General features: G+C 61.4%; 8 protein-coding genes. 6 read left to right on the forward strand and 2 right to left on the reverse strand.

Annotated features, from left to right (window positions below; translation table 11 throughout):
• Positions 1-60 precede the first annotated feature (60 nt).
• Positions 61-3,585 carry a glycosyltransferase gene (locus tag DMR_RS22565; protein WP_052279020.1) on the forward strand — a complete coding sequence of 1,175 codons (3,525 nt, stop codon included), beginning with the start codon at positions 61-63 and terminating at the stop codon, positions 3,583-3,585.
• A 110-nt stretch (positions 3,586-3,695) separates the two neighbouring features.
• Here DMR_RS22565 and DMR_RS22570 read toward each other — a convergent pair whose 3' ends face one another.
• The gene (locus DMR_RS22570; protein WP_015862654.1) at positions 3,696-6,488 is read right to left on the reverse strand and encodes a glycosyltransferase family protein; all 2,793 of its coding nucleotides are present in this window, start codon (positions 6,486-6,488) and stop codon (positions 3,696-3,698) included.
• An 11-nt stretch (positions 6,489-6,499) separates the two neighbouring features.
• Positions 6,500-9,982 carry a methyltransferase domain-containing protein gene (locus tag DMR_RS22575; protein WP_158304260.1) on the reverse strand — a complete coding sequence of 1,161 codons (3,483 nt, stop codon included), beginning with the start codon at positions 9,980-9,982 and terminating at the stop codon, positions 6,500-6,502.
• 529 nt (positions 9,983-10,511) lie between these two features.
• On the opposite strand from DMR_RS22575, the gene DMR_RS18980 reads away from it, so the two are divergent.
• From DMR_RS18980 to DMR_RS19000, 5 genes are all read left to right on the forward strand, one after another.
• Entirely contained in the window at positions 10,512-11,069 is a 558-nt protein-coding gene (locus DMR_RS18980) for a recombinase family protein (RefSeq protein ID WP_015862656.1), read from the forward strand.
• A 264-nt stretch (positions 11,070-11,333) separates the two neighbouring features.
• Positions 11,334-12,335 carry an NAD-dependent 4,6-dehydratase LegB gene (locus tag DMR_RS18985; RefSeq protein ID WP_015862657.1) on the forward strand — a complete coding sequence of 334 codons (1,002 nt, stop codon included), beginning with the start codon at positions 11,334-11,336 and terminating at the stop codon, positions 12,333-12,335.
• Complete coding sequence (locus DMR_RS18990; RefSeq protein WP_015862658.1) at positions 12,328-13,071, forward strand: nucleotidyltransferase family protein; 744 nt, start codon at positions 12,328-12,330, stop codon at positions 13,069-13,071. Before DMR_RS18985 ends, DMR_RS18990 begins: the two co-directional genes overlap by 8 nt.
• Positions 13,049-14,194 (forward strand): DegT/DnrJ/EryC1/StrS family aminotransferase, encoded by a 1,146-nt coding sequence (locus DMR_RS18995; protein ID WP_015862659.1) that lies wholly within the window; start codon positions 13,049-13,051, stop codon positions 14,192-14,194. The genes DMR_RS18990 and DMR_RS18995 overlap by 23 nt, the downstream gene beginning before the upstream one ends.
• Positions 14,191-14,817, forward strand: coding sequence for a PIG-L deacetylase family protein (locus DMR_RS19000; protein ID WP_043601117.1), 627 nt, complete (start codon positions 14,191-14,193; stop codon positions 14,815-14,817). Before DMR_RS18995 ends, DMR_RS19000 begins: the two co-directional genes overlap by 4 nt.

Here is a 14,817-nt window from a genome sequence, read left to right on the forward strand (position 1 = left end):
TCGGTTTGCCATCCCGAAGCACGGGAGATCGGGCTCTCAACCACAATGGGAAATAGCGCCATGCCTCAAAAGAACGTCCTCCAGGGGTTGTTCTCCCTTTTGCGCGAACTCAATTTGAGCCTTTTGACCCTTCGCTTGGAACCGCTTCCCCAGCCTGTTTTTCTCATGTTGCGGGAAAGAACCGCGGAACTCTACGCGTCCATGCGCCGTAGCGCGCAAAAAACGCACAAGCGCAAACGCCAGGCTAAAGCCAGGGGATGGCAAGAACCACTGGAGAGCCTGAAACAAACCCTCGCGGCGACACATGTCCTCTTGAGACAACTTCGCGATCTTCGGCGCGACATTGACCTGGATCTGTCCAACGCCGAGGGATGCATTCGGTATAATGATTTTCCAGGGATGATGCAGACTATCAAGCAACGTTTGCGGACCATCGGTGCAGACGTTGAAAAAAAAATGAGCACGGCGCCGCCTGCCCACGTCTTTAAACACAAAGCGGATGCGCTCAAAGACGTTACGCGCCACATGGGGCAACTGACAAAGGTCGTGGCCGAGTTGAACCGATGGGCCGACAAAAAAACAGCTGTCCATTGCACAGCTCTTGACGCCATATTTACACGCCTCGAAACAGACTCGACCTTGATCAGCGTCAATAAAGACGTTACACTGGAATTGCGCGGCATCGCCTATAACAGTATTCTCGCATCTGGACTTTTTGACGAATCTTTTTATTTGTCGCAACTACCTGAATACGCCAAAGACATTCGGGACGGTCTCAAAAATTACCTGACGCAGGAGCTCGACGCGTCGCCATGTCGTTTTTTCAGCAATACATACTATAGAGAAAAATCAAACTTTGTTCAAATGCTTCGTTATAATCCCCTTGAACACTTTGCTCGATACGGCGAATCCATGCGACTGAGTCCTGGCCCGGAGTTGGACGTCATTTTCTACTTGAAAAACAATGAAGACATTCTCAATGCGGGAATCTCGCCCTACCGGCACTTTGCGCACCATGGGGTGAACGAAGGCCGCCAGCCTTCCGCTCATGCCGGCGGTTTTCTCAGCCGAGAATACATGAACACCGCCGGCGGCCGGCTGGCCTTTGTCGGCGAACCTGAAGACGGCGAGCGATTGGCCTGGGAGGCGCTGCGTAGACAGTGCCTCAAAAGAGACCACGGACACGCCGTATCCATTCCTGTTGCAGAATGGTGTGCCCTTGAGGAAGACGTTGACGGCTTTGTGGTGGGGGCTGCCGCCCTTGCCGTTCTCGATGAAAAGCGATTGTCCGCCCTTGCCCGGAGCGGAGCATCGCTTGTCTACCTTGGCGGAAACCCTCAAGACGATTTGCAGGGACTCCTTGGCCAAAGCATTTTGCCCCTGACCAGGATTTGCGCCGTCACGAATGCTTATGAGCGTTTTTTGCGTTGGCAGGAAGGCGAGGCGCCAATCAGGCTCCTCTATTACCCGTTTGAAAATATGGAAGACTCCTTGCCTCTGGCCAATGCCATGCTTTCAAAGCTTGCCCGCCGTGAAGCATTTTCCTTGCGCCGTTTTGTGCAGCCGGCCCCAAACGACGACGGCACGCCCAAGCCCGTCATCAGCGTGGTGAGCATCATTTATAAAAAGCCCGACGAAATGTTGGCTTTTTTGGAATCCATCAACAGACAAGACCTCGTGCGTCCCTATGAAGTTGTTCTCGTGGACGACGCTTCCCCTGACGACACGGTGGATCGAGTCCAAGCCTGGCTCACGGAAAAAAAAGCCTCCGGCTTGCTCAATTGCCGTATGGATGTCCGCATCCTGCGCAACACGGCCAACTCCGGCAACTGCATTTCACGAAATAAAGGCATCGAGGCGGCGCGCTCCGACATCATACTCGTGGCCGACGGCGACATGGTCTTTGGCGTATCCAATCTGAGCGAGCATGTCTGGGCGTATCGATTTGGCGATTGCGACGCCGTGCTTGGATTTTTCCGGTTTGATTTGAACAAGGCGTTTGTTTTTGATTGGCTCGCCGCATGTGAAATCGACGAAGAGATTGTCAAAACAAAGTTAGTCAATCTTGAGGGGCTGATATCAGCTCACGGAAGAATGCAATTTATTAGTCATAGTATTTTTAATTTTATAACTAAGAACGTTTCTTTCAAGAAAAGCTTGTTTAAGAATGAGTACTTTGATCCTGCATTTAGTTACTCGGCCAAACCAGATTCTGGATATGGCGTAGAGGATCAGGAGTTTGGCGCAAAAATATATTTCGCCGGGGGAAAAATCCGCTTTGTCGAGCGCGCCATCGCCATGCATATTCTCCATGCCGACAATTCTTATAATGACAGTAGGGCGATGGCCATGTTGCGCAATTGGGAGAAGCTTCTCGTCAAGCATCCTGATCTCGTCCTCGTGGACCGTCAGTACTACCAACAAAAAACCGTGGAATTTTTGCATCGGACCGCGTCCAGACAAGAAACGCCGGAGCATGTCGCCGCTCGTGCTCGGTATGCGGCCCCGGACAGGGCCAACGTGACGGTTCATGTTTCTCGACCGCTGCGCATCTTGACGTATGCTTGGGACGCCGACTCCCAGTACGATTTGTTTAAAATGGGGAGGTCCGCGTTTGTTCTGGCGACCAACATCGGCACGCGGCATTGCGATCAATGGGACTACGACCAGCGGCCTTTGCCCCGAAACGTCCGTCTCGCGCCGCTTGAGGCCGTCAAACCGGACGAATACGATTTGGCGATCCTCCCCTTTGACGGGCACGTGCTGCAGCCTGCGCCGGGCAAGGCCCCCGCGGACTGGGGCAACGCCTTTTTCACCATGTTGGAAGTCACAAAAGATATCCCCAGGGTCGCGTTGTGTCATGGCGCGCCGCCAAGAGCTGCCGGCGATTTGGCGGACGCCGATCGCGCCATGGACGAGGCGGTCCCGGGCAGCCGAGAAGCGTTGCGGGACCTGCTGGGCGATATCCACGTGGTCTGCGCCTCGCATCAGGCCCAAAGGGAATGGGGCTTCGCCAGGTCGTCCGTCATCTGGCACGGCTTTTGGCCCGTGGAATTTCCGCCGGGCAAGCACAGTCGGGATTGTCTCACCTTGCCGCGTCAGGCCTTTGAGGACAGTCCCCTTGTCCATGGCGAGGCGGTACGTCGGCGCGTGGCGGAGCTTTTGGGCAATAAGCATGTTTTGGAATACGCCGCGCCGCCGCCGCCGCATCCAGGCTATGCGGTTGGATCCCAAGAGCTGGCCATGGCGCAATTTCAAAACGATGTCGAATATCTTGGCGACTTCGCCCTATATTTTAATCCTACGCGCCATTGCCCCATGCCCCGCGTGCGAGGCGAGGCCATGATGACCGGGACCATTCCGGTTTCGCTGCGAAATCACGATGTGGACATGTTCATCCAAAACGGGGTGAACGGATTTTATGGCGACAGCCCCGAAGAGTTGGCGGAGCAACTGCGGTGGCTTTGGGAGCATGAGAAGGAACGGCGCGAAATCAGCCGCAAGGCTCGGCTCACGGCACTGGATGTCTTTAACATCGATCGATATCTCGCGGCCTGGAGCGAGTTGCTCAGGCAAGTGACGTGAAGGCCGCTACGGCCGCCAGCATTTTGCCGGTCGGAAGGCGTCGCCGTATGGAATGCCATCGACGCGCAGGCCGGTCCGTAATGTATTGCCCGGCAGGCTAAACGTCCCGATCAGCCCGCCGCCAGCTCCAAAATTGTTCTGGCCCTGGCGTCAAAGGTTTCGACCGCGCAGCGCTCGAAGGAGCACGCGGCGATTTCCTTGCGCGCGGCCTCGTTGTGCAAATAATAGTCGATCTTGTGCCGCAAATCCATCGGGTCGGCATAGGTGACGACCCCGAGCGCTTCGATGCCGGGTACCGCGTTGCTGATCTGAAACAGCCCCAGCGCGCCGAGATCGAAGGTTTGGTGGTTGATGAATCCGTCCCGGGCCATGGCTGGAGCATGTTCGTTTAAGTGAATGCGGGCCATGCCGAGCAAACGCGGCAGCCCTTCCAGGGGGAGGCGCTCCTCAAGCGCCGTGGACTCGGGCAGCCGTCCGGCCCAGCCTTCGCCGACGACCCCAAGGGACGCCCCGTAGCCGGCGTCCAGCACATCCCGCACGATCCGTCGCCGGTTTGGCCCGGAATTGTCGCCCACAAAAAGCAGGTCCAGGCTTTCCGGCGTCCGCGACGCTCCCCCGCCAACGCAGGCGGAGGAGGCCGCCAAGGGCAGACAGCGGCACGGGGTGGCGGTGATCGGCTCGATCTGCCGCATGAACATCATCGAGGCGCACAGGACAAGGTCGTAGCTGTCGAGCTCCTCCTTGGTGATCAATTGAGGATGGCTGATGATCCAGAGGAGGTTTTTGGTTCCGGGCCGCGGATAATGGCGGTAGGCGCCCCGGATGTGGATGGCCAGGTCATGCCCGCCACGCGACCACTCGTCCTTGAACAGCACGTCGGCTCGGTGGCCGAGCCGGGCAAAGGCCCGGGCCAGCTCGTCGCCGCAGGCCGTATCGCCCCAGAAGGCGCTTGTCCGGGAGGGCGCGCAAACACGAATGGCGATGCGCGCGCCTTGGGGCCGGCAGGGCCGGGCGTCTGGGGCGGGAGAAAACCGTTGGCGATAGCGCTTCCACCAGGCCACGATGGCCTCGCCGTAGGCGGCGTCCGGGGCCAGGTCTCCCCCTTCCCGCATCCGGCGCTCCAGCCCTTCAGCCGGCACGACCTGGCCGTCCACATCGATCAGGTCCGGCGCGATCAGCCCTTCCCAGCGGCTGCGCAGCCGCGCGTTGTTGGTGTGAATGCCCACGGAGCGTTCCCGGCCGCTTTTGCCTTCGTGATGGATCACCACGCTTGCCGGTTCATAAACGACTTTCTTGTCGAGCTGGGCCAGCTTGAAGCACAAATCCACGTCCTCGCAGCCGTTCCAATAGGCCGTGTCGAATCCGCCCGCATCCCAAAAGCAAGCCGCGTTGACCAACATGCAGGCCCCGGTGACGACCTGCATGAGCGTGGCCTGACGGGGAACGGCCAATTCCGGGGCTTCGCCCATGAAGGCATGCCGGGGCAGCAAGGAGACGTGTCCACGACGTTCCACGACGACCACGCCGGCGTGTTGGATGGAGCCGTCGGGAAACAGCAGACGGCCCCCCACGGCGCCGACAGACGGCCGGGCCGCCATGGCCAGCAGCGGCGGCAGCCAGCCGGGCTGCACCTCGGTGTCGTTGTTGAGAAACAGCAGATAGGGCGCGCTCGCGACCGCCGCGCCCCAGTTGCAGGCGCGGGCGAAGCCTTGGTTTGTCGCATTGCGAAGGACCCGCACGCGCCCCTGCCAGCGTTCGAGCAGCCGGGCCGTGTCGTCCGTCGAGCCGTTGTCCACCACGATGACTTCGCAGACATCGGGCGTGTTGTGAAACAGGGCTCTGAGACAAGGCTCCGTGAAATGCGCCTGATTGAAGACCGGGATGATAATGGAGACAAGCAGGGACCGTCGTCTAGCCGGCTCGTCCTGGGACGCCCTGGGACCTGGGACGCTATGGGGCTGGGGCGGACCTTGGCCAGCCCGTAGCCGGCCAAGGATGATCTTGGCCAGTTCCTGGGCGCGGATGGCGTAGGTGTGGCGCGCAAGCACGCCCTGGCGCAAGGCGTCCAGGGTTTGCGCGTAAAGGCGGTCGTCGCCCAGGTATTGCGTGAGCTTTTCGCGCAGATCTTCGGGGGAATCGTAGACCGGCAACCGGCCCTCGAACGCCTCGGCGGAAGCGGTGGCGCTGTTGGTGATGACCAGGGTTCCCGAGGCCAGGGCATCGAACACCCGGCTGTTGACCGAACCCCACTGCTTGGTCACGCTGTTGGCGTCGTCCACCAGCAGCAGGGATTGGTTGTAGATCCGGGGCATGGCGTGGTAAGGGGCGAACCCCTTATAATACTTCTTGAACTGGGGATGATTCTCCCAGTTCTTGCCGAACAGGGCGAAGCGCAGGCCGATGGCTTCCGGGTCAATCCGCTCAATGTCCCTGGGCGCGTCCCAGTAGCTGCCGGTGAAGACGTAGTCGTACAGCTTTTCCTCGGGCCGGGGACGAAAACGAACGTGGTTGGCGGCGATACGAAGGACCTGACACGCGAACCCGTAGGTGCGTTCGATGTGGTCAGCCGCCTGTTGGGAGGAGCACAGCCGGATGTCCCACAGGTTGAAGTGCGGCTTGCCGGCCCAGCGGTCGAACCAATTGCGCATCCAGCAAATCTTGACCAGATTCGCCGCCTTTGCGCCAAGCCGGGTCGGATCGTAATGGTCGGTCATGGCGATCAGGGCGTTGGCGTCCCCGGTCTCGTACCACTGGTCGCGGGGCAGCCAGACCACTTCCCAGCGCATAAGCTTGCGCAGGGCCGCCCCCAGTTCCAAGGCGGTGAAATAGTCCCCGGCCGCCACGTCGGGACCGACCTCGGTGACGGCAAAGGCCAGCTTGAATGTCGGCGTGTGAGGATTCATGGCGGCTTCCGTTAGCCTGGCGCGCCCGAGGCGGCCTGCTTGCGGGCAAAGGCGCAGGCGTAGAGGGTCTGTCCCTGGACCGCCAGCGCGGCGTCGTATTCGAGCAGTTCCTGGAGCAGCGCCGCGTCCTTGACGTCGTCAAAATTGGCGATGACATCCTGGAGCGCCAGGCTGTACACCACCCCGCCGGTGAAAAGGGTCTGGGCCCCGGGAAACGCTTCCATCAAGGCAGGGAGGATGTTGTCGCTGTCGGCGGCCTCTGTGGGGTCGGTCGCCAGCATCCTGGCCAAGGGCGGTCGCGTCACCGCGACAGCGCACGACCGCTGGGGATGCGCTGGATCGCGCAGCAACCGCTCCGGCAAGGAACCGCGTATCCGGCTGGCGATCTCCAGCTGGGCGTCCGGCCATTGAAAACGCGTCGCCCCGACATAATCGTCCATCACCAGCCAACCGCCGGGGCGCAAGCGGTCCTTGCTCCAAAAAAGCGCCTCGCGCGCGTCAAGCATGTGATGCAGGGCGTTGTTCCAATAGACGAGGTCGTAGCGGTCGCCCAGGTCTAGGGCGAAAGCGTCCCCGGCATGAAACGTCGCCCGGTCGGCCAGGCCTTGCCGTGCGGCCTCGGCTTTTCCCGCGGCCAGGCGTTCCTGGCTGATTTCGAAAAGATCGAAAGTCCCGACGATGCCTTTTTGCAGCAAGCGCAATTCCTTGGACGCGTTGCCGCAGGCCACGGACAGGCCGCGCGCAAAGCCGCGTCCGTCCGACAGGCCGTGCATCCGTCGCTCAAGGCCGGCCCAAGGGCCGTCCTCGGCCTGGCCGCCGACCAGGGCGTTGAGATGGCGCAAGATGGCCGGGTGCATCCACCAGCGCGTACGCGGCTTGGCCCTGGTTGTGGACCAATGGTCGGCCGCGGCGCGAAGGGCCTGGGCCTTTTGGGCGGCGGCGCGCCCCTCGGGGTGCGGTTCCGTACCCTCCCCCTGCCTGGCTTTGCCCCGTTTGCGGCACAGGAAAATCCAATCGCGGCTCAGCCGCATCAGCGCCATCTCGTCCGGGGTGAACGCCTTGGCCGTTTCCACGGCTTGCACGGCAAACCCCGCCTCCTCAAGCCGGTCAACGACATCCAGGCCGTAATAACGAACGTGGTCCCACTGGCCATAGCGCCGGGTCCGCTCCTCGGGGGCGGTGACGGAAAGGTCCTCGTCCGTGACCTGGCCTCGCAGCGGCACCATGACGATGGCGAGGCCGTCCTTGGCCAGCACGCGATGGAGTTCCCGCATGGCTTTGCGGTCATCCGGCACGTGTTCCAGCACATGGGAACAGTAAACGGCGTCGAAGGAGGCGTCGGGGAACTGCAGATTCGTGATGTCGGCCTGGACGTCGGCGCGCGGGTCCAGCAGATCCGCCGTGACATAGCCATTCTTGAACAGTTCCCTGAAGCGGCCTTCCAGGCAGGCTTCCGGCGCGAAGTGCAGCAGACGCAGGCCAGGGGAAGCGAAAAAGTCGGTGCGCCGTTCCAGAAATGCCCATAACGCGCGATGCCGCTCCAGGGAGCTGCAGGTCGGACACAGGGCGCTGGGACGGGGGGGCTTGCCAAAGGGCAGGAATTGCTGGAACCGCCCCCGGCAGATAGGGCAATAGACCCTGTTGGGCATCGCCGGCCGGGCCTTGGCGGCGCTGACGGCGGCCTTGGGGCAAGCGTCCTGGGTCTTTGGCCGAAGCAGGAGCTCGGCCAGGGCGTCATGGAGCGTGGCCGCGTCGAACTCGCACAATATCCGCGCCCGGGCGTTGACGGAGAAGGCCTCGCGAAGCTTGGAATTCTTGATGAGCGCCCGCATATAGCCGGCAATCTCCTCCACGTTGCCTTCCTCGGCCAAGAATCCCGTCTCGTTGTGCACGACCAGTTCCGGGATGCCGGCGTGCCGGGAGCTCACCACAGGCAGCCCGACGGCCTGGGCCTCGATGAGGCTGACCGGCACGCCCTCTTCGTCGCCGTTGGCCGCGGTCACGCTCGTCAGGACAAAAACATCCGCGGCGTGCATTTCGCGCAGCACCGCATCGCCGGGGAGCTGTCCGAGAAAGACGACCTTGCCGGCCAGGCCCAGGGATCGCGTCAGCTCCGCCAATTCGCCTTCGAGAGGGCCGTAGCCGATGATGCGGTATTGGGCGTCGAATCCAACCTGAGCCTTGGCGAAGGCGGACAGGGCGTAGGCCAGCCCCTTTTTTTCGACGAAGCGGGCCACGCTGAGCAGCGTGACCGTTTTGCGGCCTTTCTCGCGGGAGACCGGCGCAAACTGCCGCGTGTCCTTGCCGTAATGATGCACGACGATCTTGTCCACGGGACAGCCGTGCCGCGCCAAGGTCTCTTTCATGAACTGGCTTGGGGTGGTGATGACGTTCGACCTGGCGAAGAGATTCTCGTAGATGTCGGCGCTTTTGACCTTGAAGGTGGCGGACCCGTCGTAGCCGTGAAAAGAGGTCAGGGTGAACAGCTCGGGATAGGCCGCGAACAACGGCGCGAGCTTGTTGAAGTTTGGCCCGAAATGCACCTGGACGGCCACGACGTCGTCCAGGGGGGCGATGGCGTTGGCCCGCAAGAAGTCTTCCGTCCACCGCCGGGGATCGGCCCGAAGCGCGTCGTCCGGCAACGTGATGTAGCGCGTGGCTTCAAGCAAGCCGTAGGCATCGACGCTTGGATGCCGCACCGGTTCGTTCATGCGCTGCATGGACCAGTGCTCCACCGCCACGCCGCGATCGATGAGCCCGGTTATCTGGTCCAGGATGAACGTTTGCGACAGGACCGGGAACTGATCGGTAACCACGATCACCCGTGGACCGCCGGCATTCGGGGCCTTATCGGCCCGGGGAGCGGCGGCTCGGGCCGTGCCGGCCAGGCCGGTGATCATGGGATTTTTGGAAAAATCCGTGGGGACGACGTCGGTGCGGACCAATTCGGTGAAAAAGGGGTGCAGATCCCTGGACAGCCGGGCCCGGCTTTCGGCGTCCATGGGGGCCCGGCGCAGCCACAGGCCAAGCATCTGGGCCAGGGCCGCGTTCCAGCCGCCCAGGGCCTCCACGCGCGCGTCGGCAAAGCCGGCCTCGGCGAGCAGGCGCTCCAGGGCATAGGGCGTGTAGCGATAGTGATCGTGGGGCGCGTCATGGATGGGCCACAAAAAAGGCGTGGTGAAAAAGAGGCTGCCGCCGGGCGCGAGGACGCGGCGGATCTCCTTGAGCACGGGCAGGGGGGCTGGGCAGTGTTCCAGCACTTCCGTAGCCATGGCGCAATCCACGCTGGCATCGGCCAGGGGAATGGCGACGCCATCCCAGGTCAGATCCGGTTGCCGGCGCTCGGCGTACTTGCCCGAGGCGAAATCGAGGCCGATATAGCGTGTGATGTTCGGGTTTCGGGCCAGGATGTGGTCCCGGTAAGGCATCTGGCCGCAGCCGACGTCGAGCAGGACGCCGCGAAACAAAGCCATGGCCTGATCAAGGCGTTCCAATATCCCTTTGCGGACAAGATAAAGATCAGCAAATTCGGGAGAAAGCTGCGGAGAGAGAAAGGGGTCGTCTCGGGCGGCGGGCGGAGGCGTCAACGCCTTGCCACCAAGTTTTTCAACCATGCTGAACGCCTGTGGATTGGTTGGAAAATGCGTGAAGACTTCCAGAGCGGCCTTTGCCTCGCTAACACTCCCAGTAACACCCGTCAACGTGGCTTGCGAGGCCATCGTCTCCAGGTCTCCAGCCGTCTTGCCGCCTGCTGGACTTGCACCTCAGGCCGTCAAGGCCATGTTCTTCGACCTCGCCCACGGCGGGCCAAGGGGTTTCCGCGCGCGGCCAAGGACGGGCTCGAACGGCCAGCCAAGCGGCTTTCGTCTTCTTGAAAACGGAGATTTGCGAAATGAGCGGCGTGTTCGATCGCGCGGCAAGGGCGTCAAGGCGTGGTTTTTCTCAAAAATAGCTCTTGAAATAACATTCTCGATTCTCTACCATTTAAATGAGTTTCAAGAAGAAACAACGGGGGATGGGCTTGTGCTTATCGGCTACGCACGTGTTTCGACGCTAGACCAGAACCTTGAGTTCCAGCGCGAGGCCTTGATCGAGACGGGTTGTCGGAAGGTTTTTGAAGACAAAGGGAACGGCAGCCGAACCGAGCGGCCTGGCCTGGCGACAGCGCTGGAAGTGTTGCGCGAGGGGGATACCCTCGTTGTTTGGAAGTTGGATCGCCTCGGCCGGAGCGTCAAACAGCTCATCGATCTTGTTGATGTGCTGTCCAAGAAGGGCGTGCAATTTAAAAGCCTGACGGATTCCATCGACACGGGCACGCCGTCGGGTCGGTTCTTCTTTCATGTCATGGCCAGCCTCGCTGAAATGGAGCGCGGACTGATCGTCGAGCGCACCCGGGCCGGACTGGAAGTCGCCCGTCAGCTTGGCCGAAAGGGCGGTAGAAAACCCAAGATGACCGTCAGCAAGATCGAGTCGGCCAAGAAGCTCCTCGCCAGCGGCGTGCCGCCCAAGGACGTGGCCAAGAATCTCGGCGTATCCATCCCGACGCTCTATCGCTGGGTGCCGGCTTCGTCGAGCGTTTAGCGGTCGTGGTCTGCCGTTTCTCGGAGCGCGCCCCATCCCGATTCCGGCGGCGAAAGCCGGTCGCTCTGACGACTGTCGGCTTGGTCCCGGGCGGCGTTGGAGCGTGGCCCCAGGATTTTGCATTTTTAGGATCGATTTTTGCAAAGCAATATTGCGCAGGCGCACAGGCGCTCCTGCACCCGACAGCCACGAGAGACTCCGGGCCTCGTGGCCAAAAGGCGCGCTTTCATAGGCCACTCAACAGAGAAATTTGGATCAACACGCATGAATCGCAAAGTCATGGTCACAGGCGCAGACGGTTTTATAGGATCGCACTTGGCGGAGGCGCTGCTTCAGGCTGGGTGCGACGTGCGCGCCATGGTGCAGTACAATTCGTTTAATAGCTGGGGATGGCTGGACTGCTCGCCCGGGGCGACGTCCGGCGACATGGAGATTCTTGCCGGCGATGTGCGCGACAGCGGCTTTGTGCGCCGGGCCGTGGCCGGCTGCGAGGTGGTCTTCCATCTGGCGGCGCTCATTTCCATCCCTTTTTCCTATGTTGCTCCGGAAAGTTACATCGATACGAACATTCGCGGTTCACTCAACGTTGTGCAGGCCTGTCGGGATCTTGGCGTTTCTCGTCTTGTGCACACCTCCACCAGCGAGGTCTACGGCACCGCGCTTTTTACGCCCATCACCGAGGCGCACCCCCTGCAGCCGCAGTCGCCCTATTCGGCGAGCAAGATCGGGGCGGATCAGATCGTGCTGTCCTACCATCATGCCTTTGAGACGCCGGTTGCCGTCATGCGTCCATTTAACACCTACGGCCCCCGGCAATCGGCCAGAGCCGTCATTCCCACCATCATCGGCCAGTTGGCCGCGGGGCAGCGGCGCATCAGGCTCGGCGCCCTGACCCCTACGCGGGATTTCAATTACGTGGCGGACACCGTCCGCGGCTTCATGGCCATGGCCGAGTCCCCCCATGTGCTGGGCAAGACGGTGAATTTTGGCAGCAATTTTGAGATTTCCATCGCCGACATCGCCGCGCTCATCGGTGAGGTCATGGGCGTTGAATTTGAAATAGCCTGCGACGCGGAGCGGTTGCGTCCTGCCGGCAGCGAGGTGGATCGGCTGTGGTGCGACCACTCCCTGGCCAGGGAGCTGACCGGCTGGACGCCGGACTTCGCCGGCCGCGACGGCCTGCGCCGCGGCCTGGCCCTCACGGCCCAGTGGTTCCAGGAAGGCGAAAATTTGCAGCGCTACAAAACGGGAGCCTACAATGTCTAAACATGCCGTCATCCTGGCGGGTGGTCTCGGCAGCCGGCTGCGACCGTACACCGTGGTGTTGCCCAAGCCCCTGATGCCCATAGGCCCGTATCCCATCCTGGAAGTGGTCATCCGCCAGCTGGCGGCGGCCGGCTTCACCGTCGTCACCCTGGCCGTGAACCATCAGGCGGAAATCATCAAGGCCTATTGCAACTCCGGCCAACGTTGGGGCGTGCACATCAACTATTCCATGGAAAAAAAACCCCTGGGCACCATGGGTCCCCTCAAGCTCCTTGACGATCTGCCGGACAATTTCTTGATCATGAACGGCGACGTGCTGACGGATCTGAATTTCGAGACGTTTTATGCCCACCACACGTCGCGCGCCAACGCCTTCACCGTGGCCACATGCCAGCGGGAGGTGCGCTCCGAGTTCGGCGTGCTGGACTTTGACGAAAGCGACACGCTGCACGGCTTCCGCGAAAAACCCGTGGTGCATTACCATGTCAGCATGGGCATATACATGGCCTCCAGGAAGATCCTGGAGTTCATCCCCGACGACGTCGCCTATGGCTTTGACAACCTGGTGCTGGACATGATGGCCGCCGGCAAGCCCGTGCACGTCTGCCGGCACAACGGCTATTGGCTGGATATCGGCCGTCCCGACGACTACATGACCGCCATCGACATGTTCGAAGCCAATTCGTCCATGTTCCTCAAGCAGGAATCCCAAGATGTGGCGCGTGCCGCTGTTTGATCTGGACTTCGACTCCAGGGAGGAGGACGCCGTGCTGGCCGTGCTGCGCCGGCGCTGGCTGACCATGGGCGAGGAAACCCAGGCCTTTGAGCAGGAATTTGCCGCCATGCTCGGCCAGGGGGCGTCCTGCCTGGCCGTCTCCAGCTGCACCGCGGCCCTGCACGCCGCCATGGACCAGCTTGGCCTGCGGCCGGGCGACGAAGTGGTCGTGCCGGCGTTGACCTTCGTGGCGGACGCCAACGTCGTGGCCATGTGCCGGGCCACGCCCGTGCTGGCGGACTGCGCCTCGCCGCAAGACTGGAACATGAACGCGCGGACCATCGCCCGGGCCGTGACCTCGCGCACCAAGGCGGTGCTGGTGGTGCATTACGCTGGCCAGCCCTGCGACATGGACCCCATCGTCGCCCTTTGCCGGGAACGGGGGCTGGTTTTGGTGGAAGACGCGGCCCACGCCGTGGGGGCCACCTACCGGGGCCGGCAATGCGGCACTTTCGGCGACATGGCCTGCTTCAGTTTCTTTAGCAACAAGAATCTCTCCTGCGGCGAAGGCGGCATGTTCGTGACGCGCGACCCGGATCGCCTGGCCCGAGCCCGCCTGTTCCGCTCCCATGGCATGACCTCCCTGACCCTGGATCGGCACAAGGGGCGCGTGGACAGCTATGACGTGCTGGCGCCGGGGCTCAACTATCGCATGACGGAGATGAGCGCCGCTCTTGGCCGCGTGCAGCTGGCCAAGCTGGAAGGCAACAACGCCCGACGGGAACGGCTGGCGGCGGCGTACGCAACGCAGCTGGATGCGATGCCCGGCGTCGTCCGTCCCTGGCCGGGCGGCGTGGCCGGCTGCCGGTCCGCCTGCCATATCATGCCGGTGCTGCTCCCCAAGCGCGTGGATCGCGCCGCGCTCATGGCCGGCCTGCGGGGGCAGGGCATCCAAAGTTCCATTCATTATCCGGATATGCAGCAATTCACCGCATACAAGGACCTCTTGCGCGGCGCCCCGGTGGCCGCGGAAATTTGCGCGAGAGAGTTGACGCTGCCGTTGTTTCCCTCCATGTCCATGGAGATGGTCCATGAGGTCGTCGCTCTTTTGCGGGCCCTTCTTCGGCAACAGGAGTGCAAATGAATATTCTGGCGGTTGGCGCGCACTTTGATGACGTTGAGCTTGGCTGCAGCGGCTCCCTCATTAATCATGTTCGCAAGGGCGACAACGTAACGGTTTTGGTGCTGACGAACTCAGGATACGCGGATCCAAACGGGGCCGTGGTGCGCACGGACGACGAAGCCTTGGCCGAGGGTCGGGCTGCCTCCGACATCATGGGCGTCGAACTGCTGACATTGAACCACAGAACTTTCTATCTGCAATTCAATGAAGAAACAACGCTACATCTAAACAAATTGATTAATGAACGTAATATCGATACGGTGTATTGCCATTGGATTCATGACCTGCACCGTGACCACCAAGCTGCTGCGCAAAGCACCATCATGGCATCTCGTCGCGTGCCACGCGTACTCATGTATCGCAGCAATCACTACGACACGCCGCACACCTTTGCTGGAAACGTCTACTCCGACATCTCCGAGGCCATGGCGACAAAGATCGAGGTCATCAAGGCCCACCGCTCGGAGTTGGAACGGGTGCGCTACAAATGGATCGATTTCTTTACCCGCCTCAACGCCAACGACGGGCAAAAAATCGGCGTGGACTACGCGGAATGCTTCGAGATCGTCCGCTACCGCATTTGA

Source organism: Solidesulfovibrio magneticus RS-1, from assembly GCF_000010665.1.
In the GTDB taxonomy this organism is placed as follows: Bacteria; Desulfobacterota; Desulfovibrionia; order Desulfovibrionales; family Desulfovibrionaceae; genus Solidesulfovibrio; species Solidesulfovibrio magneticus.